At 38.6% G+C, this 25,965-nt stretch carries 21 protein-coding genes; 6 read left to right on the forward strand and 15 right to left on the reverse strand.

The annotated features are described in order from the left end of the window. Nucleotides 1-63: 63 nt before the first annotated feature. The 14 genes from E6H07_13685 to E6H07_13750 all read right to left on the reverse strand — a co-directional run bounded on the left by E6H07_13685 (nucleotide 64) and on the right by E6H07_13750 (nucleotide 18,381). On the reverse strand, nucleotides 64-3,633 hold the full coding sequence (locus E6H07_13685; GenBank protein ID TMI62465.1) for a DUF2723 domain-containing protein: 3,570 nt from the start codon (nucleotides 3,631-3,633) through the stop codon (nucleotides 64-66). Between the two features lie 128 nt (nucleotides 3,634-3,761). Then, entirely contained in the window at nucleotides 3,762-4,280 is a 519-nt protein-coding gene (locus E6H07_13690) for a 5'(3')-deoxyribonucleotidase (GenBank protein TMI62466.1), read from the reverse strand. A gap of 22 nt (nucleotides 4,281-4,302) precedes the next feature. Beyond that, nucleotides 4,303-5,130 (reverse strand): SAM-dependent chlorinase/fluorinase, encoded by an 828-nt coding sequence (locus E6H07_13695; GenBank protein ID TMI62467.1) that lies wholly within the window; start codon nucleotides 5,128-5,130, stop codon nucleotides 4,303-4,305. 69 nt (nucleotides 5,131-5,199) lie between these two features. Beyond that, the gene (locus E6H07_13700; GenBank protein TMI62468.1) at nucleotides 5,200-6,006 is read right to left on the reverse strand and encodes an SDR family oxidoreductase; all 807 of its coding nucleotides are present in this window, start codon (nucleotides 6,004-6,006) and stop codon (nucleotides 5,200-5,202) included. Nucleotides 6,007-6,145: 139 nt separating this feature from the next. Continuing rightward, a complete protein-coding gene (locus E6H07_13705; GenBank protein ID TMI62469.1) occupies nucleotides 6,146-6,910 on the reverse strand; it encodes a Bax inhibitor-1/YccA family protein in 765 nt (254 codons plus the stop codon). Nucleotides 6,911-7,015: 105 nt separating this feature from the next. Then, the gene (locus E6H07_13710) at nucleotides 7,016-8,722 is read right to left on the reverse strand and encodes a peptidase S8 (protein TMI62470.1); all 1,707 of its coding nucleotides are present in this window, start codon (nucleotides 8,720-8,722) and stop codon (nucleotides 7,016-7,018) included. Nucleotides 8,723-8,846: 124 nt separating this feature from the next. After that, complete coding sequence (locus E6H07_13715) at nucleotides 8,847-10,394, reverse strand: OmpA family protein (protein TMI62471.1); 1,548 nt, start codon at nucleotides 10,392-10,394, stop codon at nucleotides 8,847-8,849. A gap of 110 nt (nucleotides 10,395-10,504) precedes the next feature. Then, entirely contained in the window at nucleotides 10,505-12,028 is a 1,524-nt protein-coding gene (locus tag E6H07_13720; GenBank protein ID TMI62472.1) for an aldehyde dehydrogenase family protein, read from the reverse strand. A 72-nt stretch (nucleotides 12,029-12,100) separates the two neighbouring features. Further along, on the reverse strand, nucleotides 12,101-12,916 hold the full coding sequence (gene panB / locus E6H07_13725; GenBank protein ID TMI62473.1) for a 3-methyl-2-oxobutanoate hydroxymethyltransferase: 816 nt from the start codon (nucleotides 12,914-12,916) through the stop codon (nucleotides 12,101-12,103). A 23-nt stretch (nucleotides 12,917-12,939) separates the two neighbouring features. Continuing rightward, nucleotides 12,940-13,836, reverse strand: coding sequence for an exopolyphosphatase (locus tag E6H07_13730; GenBank protein ID TMI62474.1), 897 nt, complete (start codon nucleotides 13,834-13,836; stop codon nucleotides 12,940-12,942). Continuing rightward, nucleotides 13,817-15,901, reverse strand: a complete 2,085-nt coding sequence (gene ppk1, locus E6H07_13735; GenBank protein ID TMI62475.1) for a polyphosphate kinase 1 — start codon at nucleotides 15,899-15,901, stop codon at nucleotides 13,817-13,819. Before ppk1 ends, E6H07_13730 begins: the two co-directional genes overlap by 20 nt. 67 nt (nucleotides 15,902-15,968) lie before the next feature. Beyond that, nucleotides 15,969-16,460: a D-glycero-beta-D-manno-heptose 1-phosphate adenylyltransferase gene (rfaE2, locus tag E6H07_13740; GenBank protein TMI62476.1), complete on the reverse strand. Its 492-nt coding sequence runs from the start codon at nucleotides 16,458-16,460 to the stop codon at nucleotides 15,969-15,971. Then, nucleotides 16,438-17,466: a flippase-like domain-containing protein gene (locus E6H07_13745; GenBank protein ID TMI62477.1), complete on the reverse strand. Its 1,029-nt coding sequence runs from the start codon at nucleotides 17,464-17,466 to the stop codon at nucleotides 16,438-16,440. The genes rfaE2 and E6H07_13745 overlap by 23 nt, the downstream gene beginning before the upstream one ends. A 63-nt stretch (nucleotides 17,467-17,529) precedes the next feature. Next, complete coding sequence (locus E6H07_13750) at nucleotides 17,530-18,381, reverse strand: pantoate--beta-alanine ligase (protein ID TMI62478.1); 852 nt, start codon at nucleotides 18,379-18,381, stop codon at nucleotides 17,530-17,532. A 105-nt stretch (nucleotides 18,382-18,486) separates the two neighbouring features. Here E6H07_13750 and E6H07_13755 point away from each other — a divergent pair, with 105 nt between their 5' ends. The 6 genes from E6H07_13755 (at nucleotide 18,487) to E6H07_13780 (ending at nucleotide 24,932) form a co-directional block, all read left to right on the forward strand. Then, on the forward strand, nucleotides 18,487-19,299 hold the full coding sequence (locus tag E6H07_13755) for a starch synthase (GenBank protein TMI62479.1): 813 nt from the start codon (nucleotides 18,487-18,489) through the stop codon (nucleotides 19,297-19,299). Nucleotides 19,300-19,327: 28 nt separating this feature from the next. Next, nucleotides 19,328-20,815, forward strand: a complete 1,488-nt coding sequence (locus E6H07_13760; protein ID TMI62480.1) for a DUF4270 domain-containing protein — start codon at nucleotides 19,328-19,330, stop codon at nucleotides 20,813-20,815. Nucleotides 20,816-20,917: 102 nt separating this feature from the next. After that, nucleotides 20,918-22,195 (forward strand): methionine adenosyltransferase, encoded by a 1,278-nt coding sequence (locus E6H07_13765; GenBank protein ID TMI62481.1) that lies wholly within the window; start codon nucleotides 20,918-20,920, stop codon nucleotides 22,193-22,195. Between the two features lie 150 nt (nucleotides 22,196-22,345). Further along, nucleotides 22,346-23,071 carry a 23S rRNA (guanosine(2251)-2'-O)-methyltransferase RlmB gene (gene rlmB, locus E6H07_13770; GenBank protein TMI62482.1) on the forward strand — a complete coding sequence of 242 codons (726 nt, stop codon included), beginning with the start codon at nucleotides 22,346-22,348 and terminating at the stop codon, nucleotides 23,069-23,071. Continuing rightward, nucleotides 23,068-23,925 carry a hydroxymethylglutaryl-CoA lyase gene (locus tag E6H07_13775; protein ID TMI62483.1) on the forward strand — a complete coding sequence of 286 codons (858 nt, stop codon included), beginning with the start codon at nucleotides 23,068-23,070 and terminating at the stop codon, nucleotides 23,923-23,925. The genes rlmB and E6H07_13775 overlap by 4 nt, the downstream gene beginning before the upstream one ends. Before the next feature lie 5 nt (nucleotides 23,926-23,930). Further along, nucleotides 23,931-24,932, forward strand: coding sequence for a GSCFA domain-containing protein (locus E6H07_13780; protein ID TMI62484.1), 1,002 nt, complete (start codon nucleotides 23,931-23,933; stop codon nucleotides 24,930-24,932). On the opposite strand, the gene E6H07_13785 is transcribed toward E6H07_13780, so the two are convergent. After that, nucleotides 24,914-25,957 (reverse strand): galactose mutarotase, encoded by a 1,044-nt coding sequence (locus E6H07_13785; protein ID TMI62485.1) that lies wholly within the window; start codon nucleotides 25,955-25,957, stop codon nucleotides 24,914-24,916. The genes E6H07_13780 and E6H07_13785 overlap by 19 nt on opposite strands. Nucleotides 25,958-25,965 lie beyond the last annotated feature (8 nt).

The raw sequence follows: 25,965 nt of genomic DNA on the forward strand, positions 1-25,965 counted from the left end.
TGTTTCTATGTGGTTCAAAAAGCTCAAAAAAAACCCCGGCAAATGTGTCGGGGTTTTGAATTTTTATTTTTTTATTGTATCAGGTTTTAAAGTGTCCGGCTTACTGCCCGGATTAATATCGATGGTTTTAGAACCTTCTGTTGTATTATCCTTTTTCAGGTTGGGTGCATAGCGTTGTTCTATTGCTTCCAACACTTCCAGGTAAGCACTATTGATGAGGTTCTCTATTTCTAATAAACTCATACCTTCTGGTTTTGAGTCACGCATATAATCATAATAGGTCTTTTGCTGCTCCAGGTCTTTGCGCAATGCCTTTCTTACCTTCTCTGCTACTTCTGTTTTACCAGCTTTATAACATGCTTCAAGGTATTGCAAACCGGATTGGTTATGATTTCCAAAGCGACTAACCATACCATAAGGAAGATTTTGTTCATTGATTCCCTTCTCAACTTTATCGATCAGTTGTTGAGCCTGTTCTTTTTTGCCTGCATCAGCAAGATTACCTGCTGCTTCCGCATAGATCTCACGAATGTTCAATAAATGCCTGCGGTTCTCTTCGTCAAAATAAACACCGGCTTTACCTGCATTACCAAAACCATATTTGTCAAGTAATGTTTTACCGATCGAATCAAGATTATTATCTCTTATTTGTGTACCCAATCCTACGCGGTATTTATTACTTACTTCACGCATTTTAGATTCAGCCACCCAATTCTGCTGCGGATATTTATTCTGTACAGGTACAAGACGATAGGCAAGTCCATCTTTTCTCAGGTATTGGCCGAAACCAAGTTCACCAATCGGCGAGGTAAAATAGATCGGTCTTTTCCACTGGTTAGCGGCAATAATGTTTAGAATGATCAGGTCATTTCTCATTAATCCGCCTCTTGCCTTGTTCTCTGTTATTTCAAAAAAGATATCGCTCAGTACACTGTCACTTGCATTTACTGTTCCATTGCTTCTTACAAAATTAACATCTACAGGCACTTTAAATTTCCTTACAGGGAATGATTTGCGACCAACATCACGACCTGTTTTGGGATCAACATTTACCTGGCCAAGGAAATTCTTCATTGCATCATACAGATCAAAGTAAGCATCCTGTGGAACTTTTACTGAGTTAGGATCATAAAACATGTATTCCCTGTTATGACCTTCTATTTGTTCGGGTGTCCATATCACATCCACTGAATCAGCTTTGTTAACCTTATAACGAAGCTGGTTGATATACCAATCGATACCTAATAAACTATTATTGATAAGACGGATGTCCTTACGTACACCTTCCACTTCCTGTGCATACCAGAGAGGATAAGTATCATTATCACCAAATGAAAACAGGATAGCATTTGGTGCACAGCTTTCTAAATAATCTTTTGCCAGGTCCGGCGCAAGAACTTTTTCACTGCGGTCATGATCATCCCATTCCTGCTGTGCCATCAGTAATGGAGCAACAGCACAAATAGCAAGGGATGCAATATTTACTAGTTTATTATTCTGACCTCCGGATGAAACAGCCCTGAGTAAATAACTGATCGCAAAAACAGCGGCTGCAAAAATTACTGCGGCAATGATAGCTGTAATAAATGCTTCACCCATACCAGATGGCGGACAACTCATCAGCGTAATGAGGAATGTAAGCCCCGAACCAAATGCAAGTGTGTTTTGGAAAAGCTGTTTATTATCTTTTTCTTTTACCAGTTTTAAAAATCCGATCACAGCCAATCCTATCCATACCGCAAATGCATAGTAGGAACTTACATAAGCATAATCCCTTTCACGGGGTTGGTTACCGGGTTGATTCAAATAAATTACAACGCCGACACCTGTTATAATAAAGAGGAGGAAGTTTACAACCCAATCTTTGCGGTTGCTGAGGAAATGAACTACACATCCCAACACACCGAGTATAAATGGAATTAAGAAAAGTTTGTTGTTGGCTTTATTATTCTGTAGACTATCAGGGAGTTTACTTTGATCGCCAAGCCGGCTATTATCTAAAAGTGAAATACCACTTATCCAGTTACCGTCACGTTTATTTCCCATGCCTTGTACATCATTTTGCTTGCCGGCAAAATTCCACATGAAGTAACGCCAGTACATAAATCCATTCTGCCATTCAAAGAACCAGCGGACATTATCACCATAGCTTGGTGGTTGATAAGGCTGATCCTGGCTGTAATTTTTTTCGAGTCCCAACCAGTTGGCATAAAATTCTGCATGGTCCTGGTCATTACTGCCATCCCATATCCGGGGAAAGAGTTGCTTATCACTGCTTTCATATTTAGCTTCCCTGTTTCTTCCAATCGGGATATATTTATTTTTCCCTTTTACAAACTGCATTTCTTTTTCTTCCAGGTCTACATATCCGTCGCCGTCTTTGTCTTCACGTACCTGGCGGGCAGAATAATGCGGTCCATATAATAGTGGAGCTGAACCATATTGCTCACGGCCGAGATAATAAACAAGGTTAATTGGATTGTCAACATTGTTCATGTCGATTGCCGGGTTGGCCGAAGAACGGATCATAGCTGTGAAATACAGAAAATAGGCGACCATCATAAACGCATAGCACCACAAACTGAGTTTTACAATTTTCAATGCAGATGGTTTAATAAAATAACCAATTACCACACCGGCACCGATCAATAAGATCAATTTTGCAACCTGGCCTCCATCACTTCCAACACCGATTGCAAATGGCAAAAATGATAATGCGATAAACAAACCAAACCAGATCATTAATTTAGTCTGGTTAATATTTTTTTCTTTGAACTGGATTGCAATGTAAATAAGGGCAGCTATTGCAATAAAATAAAAAGCAAAACCTGAAAAGAAAGGCATGCCTGCAGTGTTCACGAAGAACACATCAAAAATACCTGCGGCTTTCATGGAGTATTGAATAACTCCAACCAGCACGATACCTGTTATAAGACAACCTATTACAAATGCAATGAAAGCACCTTTAGTAGTGACCTGGTAACGGCGGTAATAATAGATCATTACGATGGCAGGAATGGTCAGCAAGTTCAACAAGTGTACACCGATTGATAAGCCCATCATGAAAAATATAAATACGATCCAGCGGTCGGCATAAGCCCTTGCCTGTGCATCGTCACCGGCTTTTTCATCTGCATGTTCCCATTTCAACATAGCCCAAAACACTAATGCAGTGAAGAATGATGATAAGGCGTATACCTCACCTTCTACAGCGCTGAACCAGAAAGAATCGCTGAATGTATAAGCTAATGCGCCAACAATACCGGCAGCCATTACTGAAAAAAGTTGGTCACCATTCAGTTGTTCACCCACTTTTACAAACATCTTACGGGCAAAATGCGTAATGGTCCAGAACAGGAAGAGAATGGTGAATGCACTGGCCAATGCACTCATGAAGTTCACAGCGTTGGCAGCCGTTTGTCCATCATCTCCAAATAAAATGATAAAGAAACGACCGAGCAGCACAAACATAGGTGCTCCGGGTGGGTGGGGGAGCTGTACTTTAAAAGCACAGGCAACAAACTCACCGCAGTCCCACAAACTGCCTCTTGCTTCACGGGTGAGAAAATAAGTTAAGAAGGCAATGGCAAACACGGCCCAGCCGGTAATGTTATTAATTCTTTTAAAGCTCATAAAAGGTTGATTTGTCCCTGTTAAAATTGGGATTGGCAAAAATAGGGTTTCAGATGCAGATTGGCTATGCCGTCTATTGAGTTTTAATATAGTTTTTAGAGAGTTAGACCCGGGTGGATTGTTCTGAATCAAAGAAGCAAGCTGGCAATTTCCTGCCATGAGTTTACCCTTGTATGCCGGCCCGGATCTGTTAGCTTGTTATGTGGTTGAGTAAAAAGATAAGTAACTCCGTGGAAGTGATCAAGGTTTTTGAAATGGTCATCGATCATAATATCGGCGGCGATAATTGTTTTGGAGCCACAAAAAACCATTTGTTGCCATTTAATAAAGCTGAAATGTTCATTCAACCATTCCTGTTTTTCACCCAGGCTATTGGGAAATTCCATGGCAGCAGAAACAATGAAGAGTTCATAAACTTCGTTCAAACGGGCCAGTATTTCCTGGCTATCTTTTATGATGGGAGCGTTGCGGAAAAAACCTTTGGTAAAAACATACTCCCTCGTTTTAGGGAACGCTTCTTCTTCACTCAATCCTGCTATTTCTTCCAATGTTTTTCGTTGGCCAAAATCCCGTTCGTGGTTAATGATGAATTGTTGAAACACATCGGCCAGCACACCATCCATATCAACTGTAAGTCTTTTTTTCATATTTACTTCGGGAAAAATTTATTTAGTCTTCAAAGAATACACGTACAGTTTGATAGTATAATTGATTTTGAATAATGCCGCTTATCTGTTGTTTTTCAGAAAAACCTTTGAGCCCGAAAAGCCCGGCAGCATTTCCTTTATTGATGGCGATCTCGAGATAACCTGCACTATTGAACAAAGCCAGTTTTTCGCCTTCATGAACATCAGCATAAGTTTCACTTATTTTATCGATCTGTTCATCCCGCTTAAAAATGATCTTAAAATTCCGGCCATTGCGCTGTTCTTCAAAATAGCTGCGGGTGATGTTTACAATAACGTTTTCGAAATTGTCGATAAAGATGATCTGCCCCTCAATACCATTATCGATAGGAAATGGTTTTAATGGATTCTTTTCAATATAGCTTACATCTGGAGTGCCGATCTGCTGAATGGAAATTCCGCCGACCAGTTTGTTTATTGTTTCTCCAAAAACTCTTGCGAGATAGAGGGTTGATTTTTCTTCATTATCATCTAACGGGATTCCCATTACCATTTCTGGTTTTTCTTCTAATATCATTGGAAGTAATCCATTATCTGCACAGAGGTAATATTGGTTATTATGAAAAGCCAACAGTAATTGCTTTGGTTTTTTCTCAAACAGGTTTACCAAAATGAGATGATAACAATAATCAGGAAAATGTTTTACTGCACTGCGGCAAACATAAGCTGCCTGCGGGTAATTGAATGGGGGTACCTGGTGTGAAATATCGATAATGCGGAAGTCTTCGTTTATTTTAAATAACTCTGCCTTGATTGCACTCACCAGGTAATCCCGGCTACCGATATCAGATGTAAGAGTTAATAAAGGCATTAGTTAAATGTAGAATAGAAAATGTAAAATGATAAATTTAAAATTACAATTTAGAAGCAATTTATTTTTTCATTTTACTAACTCACCGTTTTTAAAAAAGAAATTATGTGTAAGCTTATCCGCCAGCTTTGGGAAAAATTTATTGAGAAAAACGGTTTGTTTACCCTGGAAAGTAAGTACTAATGTCCGCTTTCTTCTTTCAATTGCTTTTAAAATATGTGTAGCACATTCCTCAGCTGTCATCAGTTTAGCTTCATCAAGCGGTGTGTCACCATGACTTTTTGCATCTTTATTTAGCGCAGCATTACGGATATTAGATGCCGTAAAGCCCGGGCAAACCCACATTACATTCACCCCATCATCCATCAATTCGGTACGCAAAGCTTCCAGCCAGCCCTGCAAGGCAAATTTGCTGGCACTATAACCGCTACGGCCGGGCAAACCACGATAGCCTGCAATAGATGAAACTCCGACAATTGTTCCCTTTCTTTCAATGATCGAATCAAGTGCATATTTAGTACAATACACAACGCCCATAAAATTAATATCAATGATTTTTCGGATAACATCGGTAGTAGCGTCTTTCATTAAAGCCCTCATACTGATACCAGCATTATTAATGATAATATCAATTCCGCCGAAAAATTTTATAGTGGTTTCAATAAAACGTTTGCAATCATGCTCAGCAGCAACATCGCAAACCATTGTATGCAGTGGGTAAGATGGAAACTGGCTTTGTAACCGGTATAGTTTATCATTGTCACGGCCACAGGTAGCAACTTTAGCACCTTTGGCAAGCAGATCTGAAACCAAAGCCTTGCCTATGCCATCTGTGCCTCCCGTTACTACCACAACTTTATCTTTAAAAAAACTCATTGCCTTAAAGTATTTGGTTCAGCTGCAAACCTAATGTAAAATTGAGATTATACTGCTTTGATAAATGAGAATCCTTAAGTTATATTCAAACAAAAGTCCCGCTGAAAAAGCGGGACTGAATATCGTTTTGAAAAATTGATCAACGGCTTGTTAGTTTTGATAGCAATCTCAATAGTTCGAAGTAGAGCCATACCAAAGTTATCAGTAAACCGACTGCGCTGAACCATTCCATATATTTTGGCAGTTTATGTTCAATTCCTTTTTCTATCATATCAAAATCGATCAACAGGAATAATGCCGCCAGGCAAACTACTACAACAGAAAAACCAATACCTAAAGGAGTAGATGCATTGGTGAAAGTAGCAAATGAACTGCCGGTGATAGCGAAATAGATCCATTTGGCTAAATAAAATAACATAAGACAGGAAACCGCAACAACCATGACTGTTTTAAACTTGTTGGTTACTTTAATTATACGATAGCGGTAGAGCAGAAACATAACGAAAGCTACAAGTAAAGTAAGAGCTACAGCCTGTGCTACAAGACCGGGATAACTAGTTTTATATGCTGCATCATAATAAGCGGAAACAGAACCTACAAATAAGCCTTCGAGTAAGGCATACGCAGGTGCGATATAAGGTGCCCATTGTTTTTTGAAACCCATTACCACGGCAAGTACTAAGCCGCCAAATACTCCAATCATCATAAATGGCATCGGGTTTACACCTTTATAAAATTGTCCCCATGAAAAGATGGTGCTGCAAAGCATCAGTACAAAAAGAAAACCGAATTTATTCACTGTTCCTTTTAATGTCATTTCCTGGCCGGTGCTTAGACCTTGAAAAATAGTACCCTCGTAAGTACTTTCTTTTAACATAGGATTACTTGAATTGAATATTGCCATAATGATTTTTTATTTAGAAAATAAAAATAACGATTTTTTGGAGTAGAATATAATTTGAATTGCACAAAAAATAAACCCCGATCACAATGTCGGGGTTTTGAATATTTATCCTTTTGATTTAGGTTTTACTGTTGATTTTGTTTTTACCGGTTTCGGATCTCCCTGCGTTCTTTCACCTTTCATAGTTGAAGCTAATTTGATTGCTTCGTATGCATTCAGCAGTCCGCCTGTTTTTGAGATCTCAGAAAGATCTACTGTTTCATCTGAACCTGGTTTTTTTACTTTATCACCTGGGTGCTGAGAAGATTTTTCAATTACTTCTTTTATTTGTTTTGCAGAAAGGTTAGGGTAGTAGCTTAAAATAAATGCTGCAGTTCCTGCTACCACTGGCGAGGCCATACTTGTTCCCTGTAAGTTGTTGTATGTATTTCCACCGGGAACACTTGAATAAATTCTAACGCCAGGAGCAAATACATCTACTTCATTTTTTCCATAGTTAGAAAAATTGGCTGTAAGTCCGCCTGCTTTCGGATCGCCGCTTGCGCCAACAGTGATCCAGGTGCCTGAACGTTTGCTGTCAGTTTGAAAAACGGGATTCGGATAATTATAATCAACATCTATATCTTTTGCATCATTACCGGCTGCATGTACCAGCAATACACCTTTGCTCTCTGCATAACGAACTGCATCATCCACCCATTTTTTCTCAGGTGAAAATGATTTTCCAAAACTCATATTGATTACTTGAGCACCATTGTCTACCGCATAGCGAATAGCCAATGCGATATCTTTATCATGCTCATCACCATCAGGAACAGCACGAACTGTCATAATGCGAACATTATCTGCAACGCCATCGCCACCTTTACCATTATTTCTTATACCGCCAATAATTCCAGAAACGTGTGTGCCATGTAAAGGAGTGTTTGCCATGATATCATTGTTGCCATAAAACTTATCGTTGAAATCATTGTAATTATCTTTCACCAGGTCATCACGGTAAGTTTTTGGTGGAGTATCTTTTGCTTCAGCTTTTTTAACTTCTCCATTTACAAACTCGGTAAAGCCTTCAAGGAAATCTTTGTTAGTACTTTCCAGCATATCATTTCCTTCCATGATGCCCAATACAGCCATTTTTGCTTTTTTTACATCTGCTTCCTGCGATGTAAATTCTTTCAGTTCTTTACCGGTGTATATTTCTTTGGCCATCGCTTTTTTCAGGATGCTATCGCTTTTGGTCATGCTCTTTAAAACATTCTGCATCATCATTACATCCAATCCGCCGGCATCGCCATCTGCACCGCCGCCGGCCACTTCTTCTTTCGAACGTTTCCACATTTTGTATTCAAACAAATCATCAGCTGATAATTTTGATTCGTCTATTTCTTTACCATCATATTTTGATTTGTATTTATGATAAACCCTTGCGGCTTCATAAGAATCTTCTTTTACATTACGTCCATCTTTGCCACCAATAAAATTCCAGCCATGTATATCGTCTACATACCCGTTCTTATCGTCATCAATACCATTGTCGGGAATTTCTTTCGGGTTGGTCCACAATACAGCTTTTAGATCTTCATGTGTAGTATCAATACCTGAATCGATAACTGCAACGATCACCGTATTACTTTTCAGATTTTTTGATTTTACAAAATCGTAAGCTTTGTCAATACTGATTCCATAATAGCCGGAAGTTTCTTTGTCCATCAGGTGCCAGCCTTTTGGCACTTCTTCTTTTTGAGCGGAAACAGTGGTGGCTGCAATCACACTCAGCATCCAGGCACAGGTACGTTTTAAATATTGGTTCATTTGTTTGAGTTTAAATACAAAATTTGATAAAGCCGCAAAATTAATGGTTACCATTCATACATTTTTACAAAAATAATCCCGCCAGAAGCGGGATTTGTTGAAGTATTATGACGGGATTAGTATGTTAATAGTTGCTCAATTTTAGTTCTACCCGGCGGTTCTGAGCTTTTGCTTCTTCAGATTTACCATTATTGATCGGTTGATCAGGACCAAATCCTTTGGCTGCCAGCCTTGAAGCATTAATACCTTTCGAAACGAAATAGGATCTTACCGTATTTGCCCTGTCATCAGATAGTTTCATATTTACAGCGAGGACTCCATCACTGCTTGTATGTCCCTCTATTGAAAGTTTTAACTCAGGGTTTTCTTTTAGAATTTTTATAACATTATCAAGTACTGTATAAGATGCAGGCAACAAATCTGCTTTTGCATAACTGAATTGTATTCGCTGTGCAGCATATTTAACTTTCTCAATGATCTCTTTTTTGATCTCGGGACATCCATTATTTTCTTTTATACCTGCTACGGTCGGGCATTTATCTTCATCATCGTTCACACCATCTTTATCAATGTCAGGAGTTGGGCAACCTTCATAACGGCCATAGCCAACTACATCGGGACATTTATCTTCTTCATCATTGATGCCGTCTTTATCTCTATCCGGAATAGGACAACCATTGTATTTTTTGCTACCTGCTATATCCGGACATTTATCATCTTTATCATTCACGCCGTCTTTATCTGTGTCAACAGAAGTAACAACTACAACTGGGCAACCATTATTTGCAACAGTTCCGGCTATATCCGGGCATTTATCATTTTTATCAGCAATACCATCTGCGTCTTTATCCGGGCAACCATTTAACAAAGCTATACCTGCAAGATCCGGGCATTCATCTTTATCATCTGTAACTCCATCTTTATCCTTGTCTTTCTGTTCAAGCATTACAGGTTTACCCAGGTATACACCAATCGTTAATCCCATCACTTCATGTTTCAGATCTCCTGTGTAGTTCGCTGGCTGATAAAAATTCGTTAGACCACGGCTGTAATTAGCTGTAAGGAAAACTCTACCGGATTCAAATCCTGCCAGGCCATTTACACCAAAATCCGATACTGCATATTTACCGGCACCCTCGCCAGTTTGAAGATTTTTATTTTCATTTTGTGAAAAGCTATTGCTTACATCTACAATTCTTTTTTCAGTTTGTTCCATTCCGCTTAAAAACAATCCTAGATAGGGGCCGCCACCAATTATGAATTTTGCTTTTTTGCCAAGGTTGAATTTTAAAACCAGGTTTAGTGGGGCTTCGATGTAATTGATGTATTGTTTTCCTTTTTCTATGTATTGTTTAGTCCCAAATGAATCAGGATTACTTCTTAGTTTAACAAGACTATCATAGGAACCAAGATAGCTTCTGCCTTTTGCAGTAAATAATACACCAGGCTGAAAGAAAAGTTTTGATGTTGAGCTTAAAGGTAGATCAGCAACAAATCCAAAATGACCTGTTGTTCTGCGTTCATAATTATTTTGTATTGAATCCCATCCTGGCAGATTATTAGTTTCAATAACACCAGACAAATGAGGGCCACCGGCAATTCCGATTCTCAACTGGGCATTTGAAAAAAATGAAGTGAAGACTAAAGCAGTTAAGAGAAAAAGTATTCTCATGGGTTTGAATTGATTTTTCAGAATATTGATTACAGGATGCAAAAATTGCAATTATTTCCCGGATAAGCAAGCAAATATGCCCTGTCTCAGGTATTGCATACCTAATAACGCTAAACATCGAATTTTATTCCCTGTGCAAGGGGTAATTTGTCTGAATAATTGATGGTATTTGTTTGCCTCCGCATATAGTTTTTCCAGGCATCGCTGCCGCTTTCACGGCCGCCACCCGTTTCTTTTTCTCCGCCAAAAGCACCGCCAATTTCAGCACCACTGGTTCCAATGTTTACATTGGCTATACCACAATCACTACCGGCAACTGATAAGAATTTTTCAGCCTCCCGCAAGTTTAGCGTCATAATGGAAGAGGATAAACCCTGCGGTACTCCGTTTTGAATGGTGATTGCTTCATCAATAGTTTTGAATTTGAGTAAATACAAAATAGGGGCGAAGGTTTCATGTTGCACAATTTTGAAACCAGGCTTTGCTTCAGCAATACAGGGTTTTACATAGCAACCACTTTCATAACCAACGCCTGAAAGAACTCCACCTTCAACAATAAATTTTCCACCTTCTGCTTTACATTTTTCAATTGAGTCCGAATACATTTTTACTGCATCTGTATCAATCAAGGGGCCCACATGATTTTTTTCATCCAACGGATTGCCGATTGAAAGCTGTTTGTAAGCAGTAACGAGTTTTTCTTTAATTATATCATAGGTATCTTCATGAATGATCAGCCTTCTTGTACTTGTGCAACGCTGACCGGCAGTACCAACAGCCCCAAACAAAGCACCACGTATGGCCATATCAATATCTGCATCTTTGGAAATGATGATTGCATTGTTGCCACCTAATTCTAATAAGGCTCTTCCTAATCTTGCACCTACAGCAGCACCAACAGCTTTACCCATTCTTGTAGAACCAGTGGCTGAAACTAATGGAACTCTTGAGTCATTACTCATCCATTCACCCACTTCACGACCGCCAATAATTAAACCACTCACACCTTCCGGTACATTATTTTTTGTAAATACATCAGCGATTATATTTTGACAGGCAACCCCACAGAGCGGTGCTTTTTCAGAAGGTTTCCAGATACACACATCGCCACATATCCATGCAAGCATACTGTTCCAACTCCATACTGCCACAGGAAAATTAAACGCAGAAATTATTCCAACAATACCCAGCGGATGCCATTGTTCATACATACGATGACCAGGACGTTCACTGTGCATGGTCAATCCATGTAGTTGCCTCGAAAGACCAACGGCAAAATCACAGATATCGATCATTTCCTGTACTTCACCATATCCTTCCTGTAAACTTTTTCCCATTTCATAGGAAACAAGTTTGCCTAATGATTCTTTATGTGTTCTTAATGCTTCACCAACCTGTCTTACTATTTCACCACGTTTAGGTGCAGGCCATTGTCTCCATTCTTTAAATGCTTCTTCGGCTTTTTTAATTACTGCTTCGTAGGCAGTTTTATCAGCAGCTGCAACTTTGCCAATCGTTTTTCCATCAACAGGTGAAGAGGAACTTATGATTTCTCCTTCTGATTTTAACCAAACAGTACCTGTGCTGACGCCAGCATTCATTTCTTTTACACCGAGAGCTTTTAAAAATTCCATTGAAATTTTTTTATGGATGCAAATTTACCTGAAATCATACAGATGGCAATTTTACTGAGATGTTGTGAGGTATCAATATTGTTCTAATTCGCTGGGAAAAGATTTTGATTTAACATCACTGATATATTTCTTTACTGCTTCGGAAGCTTGATCAGCAATATTTAAATATTGTCTTAAAAAACGTGGTTTAAATTCTGTGTTGATGCCAAGCATATCATGCATCACCAATACCTGTCCATCACAATGCATTCCGGCGCCGATACCAATTGTAGGAATCGATAAACTTTCTGAAACTTCTTTTGCTAATTGCGCAGGAATTTTTTCCAATACAATTCCAAAGCAACCAGCTTCTTCTAAAATTTTTGCATCTCGTTTAAGTTTTTCGGCTTCATCTTCATCCTTTGCTCTTACAGCATAGGTGCCAAATTTATAAATTGACTGTGGCGTCAATCCCAAATGCCCCATTACCGGTATACCGGCAGCACCTACTCTTTTTATTGAATCAACTATTTCTTCTCCGCCTTCCATTTTAACCGAATGTCCACCCGTCTCTTTCATAATGCGGATAGCAGATGCCAATGCGATATCGGGATTGGACTGATAAGAACCAAAGGGCATATCAACCACAACCAGGCAACGGTTTATTCCGCGAATAACAGAAGAGGCGTGGTAGATCATATGTTCCAATGTTATTGGAAGCGTTGTTTCGTGGCCTGCCATAACGTTGGAGGCAGAATCGCCAACAAGAATAATGTCAATACCAGCAGCATCTATTATTTTGGCAAAAGAAAAATCATATGCCGTGAGCATCGAGATCTTTTCTCCGGCCGCTTTCATCTTTTGCAGCGTATTGGTAGTAACACGTTTTACTTCTTTGTTGACTGACATAAAATCATTTTGAATTTCAATACTTAAATCTCTATTTCCTTTAATCGTACCTCTTCATACAAAGTGTGAACTAATCCATCGGCCAAACCAATTTTAGGAACAAAAATATCCTGCGCATCAGCCCAGCGCATTACATTGATATAAATCAGTAATGCAGGTACGATCACATCCGCACGGTCTTCACGCAATTTGTAAAGGCTGATACGTTGTGCAAGGCTCATATTGCTAAACTCTTTAAAATAATCTCTTAATAGATCCAATTGTAGTGGCTTGCCTTCTTTTCTTTTTGAAATAGAAAATATTTTATTAATATTTCCGCCGGAGCCAATAGCCGTTACATGATGATGACCTTTTATCTGGGATTTAATATACTCTTTCATTTCATCCCAATGCCCTTCAGTTACCTGGTTCTTCAACAAACGGATCGTACCGATATTAAATGATTTTTTAAATACCAGTTTACCATCACTGAAAAATGTAAGCTCAGTACTACCACCACCCACATCAGTATACAAATAGGATTCTTCACGGGTCATATTTTCTGCTACGTGATTTTCATAGATCAACGAAGCTTCCATATCGCCGCTGATGATCTGTATCTCTATCCCGGTCTCTGCTTTTACTTTTTTAATGATGTCTTTTGAATTTATAGCATCACGCATAGCTGAAGTAGCACATGCTTTCAGATGTTTTACTTCATAGACATCGAGTAATAATTTGTAAGCTTTAATTGTCTTGATGATTTTTTCAACTTTACCGGGAGATATCTCAGCTTTATCAAAAACATCAAAACCCAAACGAAGGGGAACACGGATGAGTGCTACTTTAATAAAATCAGGAATATTTTGCGGGCCGGGTAGTACATCGGTTATTAAAAGCCTTGCTGCGTTACTTCCGATATCAATTGCTGCCAGTCTCAATAGGTTTTAATTTTTGGTAAAGATATTGATAGGTTTCCACCTGCGAACGGATTTTCTTCTTACCGTTTTGCACATAGTCATTTGACAGATCATTGGTGAACCATCTCGCCTTTACATTATCGTGCAACTGGATATTGAGAATGTCAATCAATTCTTTTTTCAATTCTTCATGATAGATGGGGCATGTTACTTCCACCCGGTGATCAAGATTGCGGGTCATAAAATCAGCAGATGATATAAATACTTTTGGATTATGCTTATTATTAAACACCCAAATTCTTGCATGTTCAAGATATTCATCAACGATACTTATAGCCGTTACCCTGTTCTCAAATTTTGCATTTTGCGTAAGCATAGAACAGACACCACGAATAATAAGTTTGATCTCTACACCCGCTTTAGCTGCTTCATACAATTTATTGATCAGTTCTTCATCGCTTAGTGAATTCATTTTTAAGATTATGCCGGCATGATTTTTTTTCTTATGGGCAAATTTGATTTCATTATCAATAAGACGAAGCAATTCTTTACGAACATACCATGGGCTTGGTATAATAGTGGTACAATCTTTTAACAATTGTGTATTTCGGGGGTCATCAATAAATCCAAACACACGATTTACATCTGCCATTATTTTTTGATTAGAGGTAAGCAAAAAATGATCAGCATATACTCTCGCTGTTTTTTCATTTAGGTTTCCTGTGCCTACAAAACCGTAAAGAATATTTTGTTCGGCTGTTCGTTTTCTTATCACACAGATCTTGCTATGCACTTTCATGTTCTGGATACCAATCAGCACTTTCACCCCCTCATCTTCCAGTCTTTCTTTCCATTCCAGGTTGGCTTCTTCATCAAATCGTGCAGTAAGCTCAAGCATTACCGTAACATTTTTACCATTTCTTACCGCATTTATCAATGCATTGATGATCTTTGATTGTGAGGCTAAACGATAACAGGTAATTTTTATTGAAGTCACATCGGGATCGATTGCTGCTTCACGCAGCAGATCAATGATCGGGTTAAAAGAATGATAGGGAACATGGATAAGTATATCTTTTTCCATGATCACATCCGATACTCTTCTTTCTGTGAGCAGCGGATGATCAAATGCTTTACGTCTTCTGCTTTTATTTTTAAAAACGTCTTCGGGAAAATCCATGAAGTTTCTGAAGTTATGTATACGTCCGCCGGGTATCAGGTTATCTTTTTTAGAAAGGTTCAAACGGCGGATCAGGAATTCAAGCAGGCCCGGGTCCATTTCACGGTCATAAACAAAACGAACTGTTTTTCCTTTTTTCCGGTTCTTTAATCCTTTTTCTATTTTCTGAATGATGCTCGTTGAGATATCATTATCGATATCGATCTCGGCGTCACGGGTTACTTTAAATATTGCGGCATTGTATTGATCGTAGCCGAAATATGAAAATATCTCAGGAAGATTAAACCGGATCGCATCTTCCAGCAACATAATATTATGCTCATCTGCTTTTGATGATGGCAGTTTAATAAAACGATCAATTACTCTCGGCACTTCAATGATGGCATATTTCTTTTTTAGCGGTGATTCCCGTTTCCACATTACTACGCCCAGGTAAATTGAACGGTCATTCAGGTTGGGGAAATTAGGAATGCTTTCGATCATTAAAGGAATAACATTCGGACTTATTTCTTCATCATAATAGTTTCTTACAAATTCTTTCTGTTCCTCATTCAATTCATTTTCTGTTGTAAGATGAATTTTTTGTTTTTGGAGTTCTTCAGTTACGCCTGCCCAGATGCGATTAAATTCACTTTGCTGGTTTAATACAGTCAACTGGATCTGGTCGAGTATTCCATCAGCATCCGATTCAAGATGCATATTGGCTTTATTGCCAAGTTCAACCATTCTTTTTAATGTAGCGACACGTACACGGAAGAATTCATCCATGTTATTAGAGAAAATGCCTAGGAAACGAACCCTTTCTCTCAATGGTACAGTGTGATCAGCTGCTTCCTGCAATACTCTTTCATTAAATGAAAGCCAGCTTATATCTCTTGGGTTAAGTTTCTTTTTTTCAGGTTGCATATAACTTCAGGGTGGTTAATATATAAAGATAAAAAAGGGTAGGAAAGGAGAGTATTAATTTTTGAAACTAATCTTCTTTCATTTTATCAATGATGGAAGTAGTGGAAAAACCCTGGAGAATAGGATTAATAACAACTCTGCCGCCATTTTCAATCACTTCTTTGGCGCCGGCAATTTCATCTACTTTATAATCACCTCCTTTTACAAGTACATCGGGGAGGAGGGATTTGATCAAGTCAAGCGGTGTATCCTCTTTAAAAATAATAACTGCATCAACCAGCATCAATGAAGCTAATAACCTGGAACGGCTATGTTCATTATTAATAGGTCTCGATTTGCCTTTCAATTTTTTTACAGAGGCATCTGCATTTACACCTACAATTAAATAATCAGCTTCACTTGCTGCCTGGCTGAGGGAATAAATATGCCCTTCATGTAAAATGTCAAAGCAACCGTTGGTGAATGCAATTGTTTTTCCCAACTGCCTCCATTGGTTGATCCTGCTTAGTAGATCGGGCAGGGTGAAAATTTTAGTATCAATTTCCGGGAGGTTTTTCAATGTCTGTTCTTTTTTTATTGTAGCGTGAAATTAATGCAAAGCAAGCTACTCCTCCTACAAGTATGATGAATGTTTGCGCTGACCATAAAAGCCAGCCTGATGCTGTGCCGGTTGTTTTTTCATCAAGCCCATAGAGTACCATAAGTTTTGCAATCAAAAGCTGGTAGGCGCCAATACCTCCCGGGGTAATGATCATTCCTACACTACCTACCGCAAGCACCGTAACCGCCCCGGCCAATCCAAGATGTTGTGTTTCTTTTAATGCATATAATCCGGCATAGGTAGAAAGAAAATAAAAGCCCCACAAGAGAATAGTATGTACAATAAAGAGTCCTTTGTGTTGCAGATATCGTATGCTTGACAATCCATGTATAATATTTTTGATCACTACTTTGATCTTTGCTACTATATCAATATGGCCGAATCTTTTTAATATGAAATAAAAAACAAGCAACAGGAAAATAAAGACCGAACCTGCAATAATGAGCTTGGTGTAGGAAAGCTGTCCCGCTTTATTATGGAAAAATATTCTTAATCTTTCCATCATAAAGTCGCCGAAGATCTCACCTTGCAGAAGAATTGCTATTAGAAAAATTATCAATAAACAAATAACATCGACGGCTCTTTCAACGAGAATGGTGCCAATAAGCTTATCAACTTTGAATTTTTCATAGCGGGCCAGTAGTGTACACTTAAATACTTCTCCCAGGCGGGGCACACCACCATTAACAAGATAACCAATCATTACTCCGGCAAAAGCATTAAAAGTTGTTGGCTTATATCCGAGGGGCTCCATCAGTAGCTTCCATCGTAATGCCCGGACATAATGCGCAAGGAACAGCATAATAATTACTGGTATGATCACCCATTTACGGCCATGGGTAACTGCCTGCTTTATTTTCTTCCAACTTTCCCCGTCAATATCTTTTACAGAAAGCCAGACAAAGAATATTCCCAGCCCAAAGAAGAAAAGGTATTTTGCTAATGATTTGAAATTAATTTTCATATATGAAATACAAGGTGCCAGCCTGAAAGAATTGCAATCTATTAAAGATTATCCAAATAAAATTTAATTCAGTAACATGTTGTCTATAAGTCTTACTTCATTTAGGTAAGCAGCAACCAACGCTACAGCTTTTTCATTTCCGTCCCAATCACTGATTGGATTTAGATTTTCTGCGTGGGCAATCGCAACATAATCTATTTTGAATCCTTTTTCTTTTAGTAACGAAACAGCTTTGTTTTTTATTTGTTCGGTATTTCCCTGGTGAAAATTATTTTTAATAAATAAAAGGGAATTATAAATAGTGAGGGCTGTTTTTCTTTCCTCAGCATTCAATCGCATATTACGGCTGCTCATAGCGAGTCCATCGGCTTCCCGCATGGTCGGGCAAATATTTATATGAATCATTTTGTCAAGCCCGATCAACTCAACCAGTTTAGAGATTACCATACATTGCTGGAAATCTTTTTGCCCGAGATAAAGATTATGCGGTAATACGATCTTCAATAGTATTTCCATTACTGCACAAACACCCTGGTAATGCCCGGGCCGATACTCACCTTCGAGTATCGTTTCCAAAAAACCAAGTTCATAATGTTTATTTACTTTAAAACCCTTCGGATAAATTTCGTCTACGGATGGAATAAATAAAATATCGCATCCGGCTTCTTCCAGCATATCAATATCCTTTTCGATGGTGATGGGGTATTTTTCAAAATCTTTCGGATCGTTGAATTGTGCAGGGTTCACAAAAATGCTGGAGATGGTTGTGTCATTCTCTTTCTTTGAAGATTTGATCAATGATATATGCCCCGCATGCAGGGCTCCCATTGTAGGACAAAATCCTGTTTTAAATCCCTTTGATCTTTGGCCTTCAAGATATTGGGCTAATTGATTCGAATTCTTAAATAAAATCATTTGATAAGGGATAATTTGAACAATTCTAATGAGTCAGAGGCTATTAAGTATAAAATGGCTACCTTTGCCACCTTTAAAAAACTGCCCTGATTAAACCAGTCTTACATGTCAGCAAAGAAAAGAATTTTATTTATAGCTAACGAAATGTCGCCCTACCTGGAGCTGACAGAGTTTTCGGAAATAGTGAATAAACTAGCCATCAAATCTAATGATTCCGGGTATGAGATCCGTTGCATCATGCCACGGTTTGGTACTATCAATGAACGCAGGCACAGATTACATGAGGTGGTAAGACTTTCCGGAATCAATGTTTCGGTGGATAATGAAGATATGCCGCTGCAGATCAAAGTGGCTTCTTTGCCGAATGCAAGACTGCAGGTTTATTTTCTCGATAATGAAGAACTATTCAGAAGAAAATTTGTTTTTCATGATGAAAATGAAAAATGGTTTGATGACAATGGCCTCCGTACCGTATTTTTCTGCAAAGGCGCATTGGAAACAGTAAAAAAATTCGGATGGCCGCCAGATATCATTCATTGCAGTGGCTGGATGACAGGATTGATTCCCTGTTATGTAAAAACGGTTTACAAAAAAGAACCCGTATTCGGGCACAGTAAGATCCTTTTCACGATCGGGCAAAATACATTCAAAGAAAAACTCGGAAGTGATTTTATTAAGAAGGCATTGATACATCCTTCTATTAAAGAAGCTGATCTTGCTCCTTTTAAAGAAGCGAATAATACAGCTATGTTCCGCGGTGGTGCCAGCTATGCTGATGCCATCAGTTTTGGCAGCGATAAAATAGAAAAGAAACTGGTTGATGAATTCACCAAGGTGAGAGGAAAGAAAACTTTGTTGTATAACCAGGAGTCTGATTTAACAGACTATTTGCAACTGTATAGCGACCTTGCAAAATAAAATTTCTAACCCCCGATAAAACTTATTTGTGACTAATAGAATCACTGCTTTTTTTCTTTCATTATTTATTATTTCTGCCTTACTTGTTTCATCCTGTAAGAATATTCATGATTCTATAGAGCTCGGTGGCGACCTGGTGCCGGCAGTAGATTATGTAAATACATTTGATACGATCATTACCGTTGATACATATAATGATTCTTTTACGATCGGTAATGCGAATCATCTTATTAATGATTCTACCCGCATGTCTAAATCAGGCATTCATTATGTTGGAAAAATTACCAATGATCCTTTGTTCGGCCAGACAGAAGCTCAGCTTTTCTTGGAGCTGAAACCGCCGAGTTATAAATACTTTTTTGAAAATCATAGCGACAGTTTGTTTATCGATTCAGTAGTACTGGTGCTTGATTACAAGGAAACATTTGGCGATACAAATGCTGTGCAGACAGTAAATGTTTATGAGTTGGCTAATACTCCTTCAAATCTAATGGATGCCGATTCTAACTATTTGGTCAGGGTTCCGGCTTTCTTTAAAACCGGGGGAACATTGCTTGGCAGCAAAATCTTTGCACCAAATATTTTAAATGATTCGATAAAAGCTTTTAAGGATACTACACGGAATCAGCTCCGGATAAAACTTGATCCTGCATTCGGAACCCGTTTATTGCAATACGATTCATCTGCGACTGGGGCCTATGCAAATGATTCAGCATTCAAAAGTAAGTTCAAAGGTTTTGCTATTCTTTCCGAAGGAGGTGGTAATGCTATAATGGGCTTTGCACTTGCAAGCACTAACACGAAACTTGCTTTGTATTACAGGTATAAAAATGTGCCACGCCAGGATACAACTGTAAAGTATTTTCCATTTAACCCGATCACTTGCGGGAACGCAAATTATATTAAACGCAATTATTCTGGTTCCCCGGCAGGGTTTTCTTTTGCTGGTGGCACTACTATCCAGGATGATCTCGTATTCCTGCAAAACACACCAGGTACATTCGCAAGAGTTAAGATACCCGGACTTGCAGGTGTTCCTAACCGGGTTGTTCACCGGGCTGAGTTGATCATTGAACAGGTGTATGATCCTTCGGATGAAATATTCTTTAAACCGGAATACCTGTTATTGGATGTGCTGGATACAGCATTAAAGAACTACCGGTATATGCCTTATGATTTTACAATTGACCAAACAAATACTCCCAATTTAATAAGCTTTGGTTGCGTTGGCAGGATTACCGATGATGGACTAGGTCACAGGGTCACAACGTGGAAGTTTAATATTTCCAGGTATATACAGAATTATTTTACTGGCAATGAGCCCTTGCATGAGATGCGGTTGTTCTCCCCTTATGTTGTTTATGATATTTATAAACCCAACCAAAATGTTGTAGGTTATTATTTTGGTATGGGTTTAAATTCTGCTGTTGCCCGTGGCAGAGTAAGAGTAGCAGGTGGTAGCTATAGCGATCCTAATAAAAGGATGCGTCTGCGAATCGTTTACTCCAAGATCTGATAGTTATTAATTAGAATATGTGTAAAAAGTCCCGCTTTACGGGGCTTTTTCTATTTATAGCATCCTTATCTTTGCGGCCTGAAAAATAAATCTTAAACAAACATGCCTTATTTATTCACTTCCGAAAGCGTATCCGAAGGACATCCGGATAAAGTAGCTGACCAGATCAGCGATGCCTTAATTGATAATTTTCTTGCTTATGACCCGCAAAGTAAAGTGGCTTGCGAAACACTCGTTACAACAGGCCAGGTAGTACTAGCAGGAGAAGTAAAATCAAAAAGCTATCTCGATGTACAGGATATTGCCCGTGAAGTAATTCGTGGTATCGGTTATACCAAATCTGAATACATGTTTGAGGCAAATAGTTGCGGTATTTTCTCTGCTATTCATGAACAAAGTGCAGATATCAACCGCGGTGTTGATAGGGGAGTGAAGAATTTAAGTTTTGATGCAAAAGCAAATGCACAGGGCGCCGGTGACCAGGGTATGATGTTTGGTTATGCAACCAGGGAAACAGATAACTACATGCCGCTGGCATTAGATCTTGCGCATAAAATTTTACAGGAGCTTTCCAGAACACGCCGTGCAGGAAAAGAACTTACTTATCTCCGTCCTGATGCAAAAAGCCAGGTAACGATCGAGTACGATGATAACAACGTTCCTATCCGTATCGATACAATTGTTGTTTCTACACAGCATGATGACTTTGACAGTGATAAGAAAATGCTGGCTAAGATCCGTGAGGATATCATCAATGTCGTTATTCCAAGAGTGATGAAACAGTGCAAATCTACAATTCAGAAATTATTCAATGATAAGATCACTTATCATATTAATCCTACAGGAAAATTTGTGATCGGCGGACCACATGGTGATACAGGTCTTACAGGTCGTAAGATCATTGTTGACACTTATGGTGGTAAAGGTGCACATGGTGGTGGCGCATTCAGCGGAAAAGATCCAAGCAAGGTTGACCGTAGTGCAGCTTATGCAACACGTCATATCGCAAAAAATCTTGTAGCTGCCGGTGTATGTGATGAAGTACTGGTACAGGTTTCTTATGCTATCGGTGTTGCAAAACCTTGCGGATTATTCATTGATACAAACGGAACAGCCAGAGTGAAAATGAGTGATGGCGACATCGCAAAAAAAGTTGAGAAGATATTTGATATGCGTCCGTATGCAATTGAGCAGCGTTTAAAATTGCGTAACCCTATCTATTCTGAAACTGCAGCTTATGGTCATATGGGCCGTGAACCAAAAACAGTTACAAAAATCTTCAACAAAGGCAAAGACAATGAAAAGAAAGTACAGGTGGAATTATTTACCTGGGAAAAACTGGACATGGTTGCTGATGTGAAGAAAGCATTTGGACTTTAAACGCCCCTATCCCCTAAAGGGGTATACGGAAGACCCTGAAAGAGGAAAACTCTTTCAGGGTTTTTTATTCTCTTTTTCTCTTTTAAACTCTTAGCATACATTTGAAACGTGAAAAATTTCAGACAACAACACCGGCCGAAAAAGAATTCAATGGTTATTGGAAAGCAGGCTGTACTGGATGCTTTTCAAGCAGGAACACAGTTAGACAGGATTTATATTACCAAGGATGTAAGAGGAATGGTGGCTGAAGAAATTCTTTCGCTTGCATTGCAGCATAATGTTCCTGTAAATAAAGTGCCAGTTGAAAAGCTGAATGGTTTTAACGTAACTGATCATGAGGGCTGCCTGGCTATAATTGCAAAAGTGCAGTATCACGATCTGCAGGATGTTATCTCGCATGTGGTAGAAAATGGAAAAGTTCCTTTGCTTTTGATACTTGATGGCATAACTGATATAAGAAATATCGGCGGCATAGCCCGTACGGCTTATTGCTGCGGAGTAGATGCAATCATCATTCCTGATAAAGGAGTAGGGGCATTGAATGAGGATGCAATATCTACTTCTGCCGGGGCTCTCGAGAAAATGGCGATCTGTCGGGTAAATAGTTTAATGAAGACTGTAGATGACTTGCACATGAACGGCATAAAAGTGTATGCAAGTGAAATGACAGCATCAAAGACAATTGCTGAAACCGATCTTAAAGAACCTTGTGCAATAATTATGGGTAGTGAGGATAAAGGAATTTATCCGGCACTGATGAAGATATGTGATGAGAGCATAAAGATCCCGATGGCGGGTGATTTTGAGTCATTGAATGTTTCGGTTGCTACAGGGATCATATTGTATGAAGCGATGAAGCAAAGGATGAAACTATGAATTCAAATCTAAAACTTATTGAATGTCCCCGTGATGCTATGCAGGGTTGGAAACATTTTATTCCAACTGAAAAAAAGATTCAGTACATCAATTCATTACTGAAAGTTGGATTTGATACAATTGATTTCGGAAGTTTTGTTTCCCCCAAAGCTATTCCGCAGATGGCAGATACCAGTGAGGTTGTGAGGAGTCTGGAGTTAGGAGTTGGGAGTACAAAGCTGCTTGCGATTGTTGCAAATTATCGTGGAGCAGAAGAAGCAAGTGTGTTTGATCAAATTAATTATCTCGGGTTTCCGTTTTCCGTTTCAGAAACATTTCAGCAGCGAAATACCAATTCATCTATTGCTCAATCTTTAGAAAGGGTAGAGGAAATACAAAACCTTTGTATCAAGACAGGTAAAAGATTGGTAGTTTATATTTCAATGGGTTTTGGAAATCCCTATGGTGATTTATATGATGAGGAAATTGTTTTTAACTGGATTGAAAAATTAATTGAGCTTGAAATCGGGGTTATTTCATTGGCCGATACAGTTGGCCTAGCCACCCCTGAACAGGTTTATGATATGACAAGTTATCTTGTTGAAGCGTTGCCCGGAACAGAAATAGGTGTTCACCTGCATTCAACTCCGGCAAACTGGAAAGAAAAACTGGAAGCAGCAGTTAAAGCCGGGTGCAAACGTTTTGATGGAGCTTTAAAAGGAATCGGTGGTTGTCCGATGGCAAATGATGAACTGGTAGGCAATATGAACAGCGAGTTAATGATTGAATATTTTAAAGAAAAGAAGCTGATTGAAGGATTAAATGAAGATGCGCTGAGAGAAAGCCTGCGCATCGCAGAAGAAATTTTTATTTGATTGTTATGGATTACATGCTAAAGATCGATATTAAAAAGCCTGCTGAGCAAATCAGCTATAAAGATAAAATCCTGCTGATGGGTTCATGTTTTACGGAACATATCGGGAGTGCTTTAGGTGATTTAAAATTTCCGGTACTTCAAAACCCTAATGGAATTTTATTTGATCCGAACAGTGTTTGTAAAAGTCTTCAGTCTTATATCAGTAACACCAAATACAAAGAAGACGATCTCTTTCAACTGAATGAAGTTTGGAATAGCTGGACCCATCATTCTCGTTTTTCGCATATTGACAAGGAAGGATGCCTGAAGGGAATTAATGAATCACAACAGACCGCACATGAGTTTTTAAAACAAGCAGATTGGTTGATAATTACTCTTGGATCTTCTTTTTCTTATCGATTGACCGAAGCTGCTGACCGAAGCAGTTTGCAAACAGGCAATGGCGTTGCTAATTGTCACAGGGCACCTGGCCAATGGTTCAATAAACACCTGCAAGGAATAGATGAAACAGTTTCGATGCTGGATAATGTATATCACCAGTTAAAATTATTCAATCCAAAACTAAAAATCATTTTTACTATCAGCCCGGTACGACATGTTCGTGATGGAGTGATGGAGAATAACCGAAGCAAGGCAAGATTGATCGAAGCAGTCCATCATATGGTAAATAAATTTGAAGGACTTTATTATTTCCCCGCTTATGAACTTGTGATTGACGTACTACGGGACTATCGATTTTATGATGTGGATATGGTACATCCCAATTATCCCGCTACAGAATTTGTTATGGAAAAGTTCAAAGAGAATTTTATTGACAGCGGTTCTCAATCATTGATGGAAGAAATAAGACAGATTGTGATTTCAAGAAAACACAAGCCATTTCAGCCGGGAACAAATGCACATAAAACATTTTTGAAAGCACATCTTGAAAAGGCAAAAGAGCTACAGTCGAAATTTCCTTTTCTTGATTTTGCAGATGAGATCAATTATTTCGGTACAGCCTGAATGATCTTATACACATTCCTTTGGTAATATTTTTTTCCTGGTCTTAAAACAGTATTTGGAAAATCCGGGATATTTATTGCATTAGGATGTTTATGAGCCTCCAGACAAAAACCTGAAAAAGGTTTGTATTCAATTCCTTTCTTTCCTTTTAAGCTGTTTAGTCCGGCTCCCGTATAAAATTGTACAGCCGGTTCTGTGGAGAAAATCTGCAATGTCAATCCAGATTGTAACGATCTTGCTTCTGCAACTAAACTTAAGTCTTCAGTTTTATTATCAATTATAAAGCATTGGTCATATCCATTCGCCTTATTCCAGTCTTTATTAATGGCTTTAAAACTCCTGAAATCATAAATTGTGTTTTCAACTGGAATCAAATCGCCGTTGCATACTAATCCTTCGTCTTGCGCAAGAATATTTGAGCTATTGATCTTTACCTCATGTTCTTCAATTGTTCCTGTTCCGTTATTTAAATTAAAATAACTGTGATGAGTAAGGTTAACAGGAGTAGGTTTATCAGTTGTTGCATAAAACTCATAAACCAGTTCGTCATTATCATTCAACTCAAAACGAATTACTGTTTCAAGATCACCGGGAAAACCTTCTTCGCCATCTTTGCACAGATAGCTTAGTTCAATTGAATTATCGGTTGAAGATTTTAGCTTCCATACTTTTTTATCAAAACCTTCATGTCCGCCGTGTAATTGGTCGTTGCCCATATTCTGACTTAACTGGTACTCTTTTCCATCTAAACTAAATTTTCCGTTCTTAATCCGGTTCGCATATCGTCCACAGGCAGCGCCGAGATAAGCATAATGAGTAAGATAATTTTCAGAGAGATAATCTTTCACATCTTCAAATCCCAAAACAATATCATTGAAATAGCCATCCGGCATTTTTATTTTGAAAGATGTTATGATCGCTCCGTAGTTGGTAATAGAGACAGATGTTCCTTTTGCATTACTTATTGTAAACAAGTAAACATCTTCATCCTTGTGTTTAAAACAAAATAGTTGGTGAATGGCCATATACAGAT

The organism is Bacteroidota bacterium, from assembly GCA_005882315.1.
GTDB lineage: Bacteria > Bacteroidota > Bacteroidia > Chitinophagales > Chitinophagaceae > VBAR01.

What these genes read in the sequence shown, in the direction of transcription:
- E6H07_13685 (TMI62465.1), bottom strand. Translation starts at nt 3,633, where the DNA reads ATGAGCTTTAAAAGAATTAATAACATTACCGGCTGGGCCGTGTTTGCC.
- E6H07_13690 (TMI62466.1), bottom strand. Translation starts at nt 4,280, where the DNA reads ATGAAAAAAAGACTTACAGTTGATATGGATGGTGTGCTGGCCGATGTG.
- E6H07_13695 (TMI62467.1), bottom strand. Translation starts at nt 5,130, where the DNA reads ATGCCTTTATTAACTCTTACATCTGATATCGGTAGCCGGGATTACCTG.
- E6H07_13700 (TMI62468.1), bottom strand. Translation starts at nt 6,006, where the DNA reads ATGAGTTTTTTTAAAGATAAAGTTGTGGTAGTAACGGGAGGCACAGAT.
- E6H07_13705 (TMI62469.1), bottom strand. Translation starts at nt 6,910, where the DNA reads ATGGCAATATTCAATTCAAGTAATCCTATGTTAAAAGAAAGTACTTAC.
- E6H07_13710 (TMI62470.1), bottom strand. Translation starts at nt 8,722, where the DNA reads ATGAACCAATATTTAAAACGTACCTGTGCCTGGATGCTGAGTGTGATT.
- E6H07_13715 (TMI62471.1), bottom strand. Translation starts at nt 10,394, where the DNA reads ATGAGAATACTTTTTCTCTTAACTGCTTTAGTCTTCACTTCATTTTTT.
- E6H07_13720 (TMI62472.1), bottom strand. Translation starts at nt 12,028, where the DNA reads ATGGAATTTTTAAAAGCTCTCGGTGTAAAAGAAATGAATGCTGGCGTC.
- panB (TMI62473.1), bottom strand. Translation starts at nt 12,916, where the DNA reads ATGTCAGTCAACAAAGAAGTAAAACGTGTTACTACCAATACGCTGCAA.
- ppk1 (TMI62475.1), bottom strand. Translation starts at nt 15,901, where the DNA reads ATGCAACCTGAAAAAAAGAAACTTAACCCAAGAGATATAAGCTGGCTT.
- E6H07_13745 (TMI62477.1), bottom strand. Translation starts at nt 17,466, where the DNA reads ATGAAAATTAATTTCAAATCATTAGCAAAATACCTTTTCTTCTTTGGG.
- E6H07_13750 (TMI62478.1), bottom strand. Translation starts at nt 18,381, where the DNA reads ATGATTTTATTTAAGAATTCGAATCAATTAGCCCAATATCTTGAAGGC.
- E6H07_13755 (TMI62479.1), top strand. Translation starts at nt 18,487, where the DNA reads ATGTCAGCAAAGAAAAGAATTTTATTTATAGCTAACGAAATGTCGCCC.
- E6H07_13765 (TMI62481.1), top strand. Translation starts at nt 20,918, where the DNA reads ATGCCTTATTTATTCACTTCCGAAAGCGTATCCGAAGGACATCCGGAT.
- rlmB (TMI62482.1), top strand. Translation starts at nt 22,346, where the DNA reads ATGGTTATTGGAAAGCAGGCTGTACTGGATGCTTTTCAAGCAGGAACA.
- E6H07_13775 (TMI62483.1), top strand. Translation starts at nt 23,068, where the DNA reads ATGAATTCAAATCTAAAACTTATTGAATGTCCCCGTGATGCTATGCAG.
- E6H07_13780 (TMI62484.1), top strand. Translation starts at nt 23,931, where the DNA reads ATGGATTACATGCTAAAGATCGATATTAAAAAGCCTGCTGAGCAAATC.
- E6H07_13785 (TMI62485.1), bottom strand. Translation starts at nt 25,957, where the DNA reads ATGGCCATTCACCAACTATTTTGTTTTAAACACAAGGATGAAGATGTT.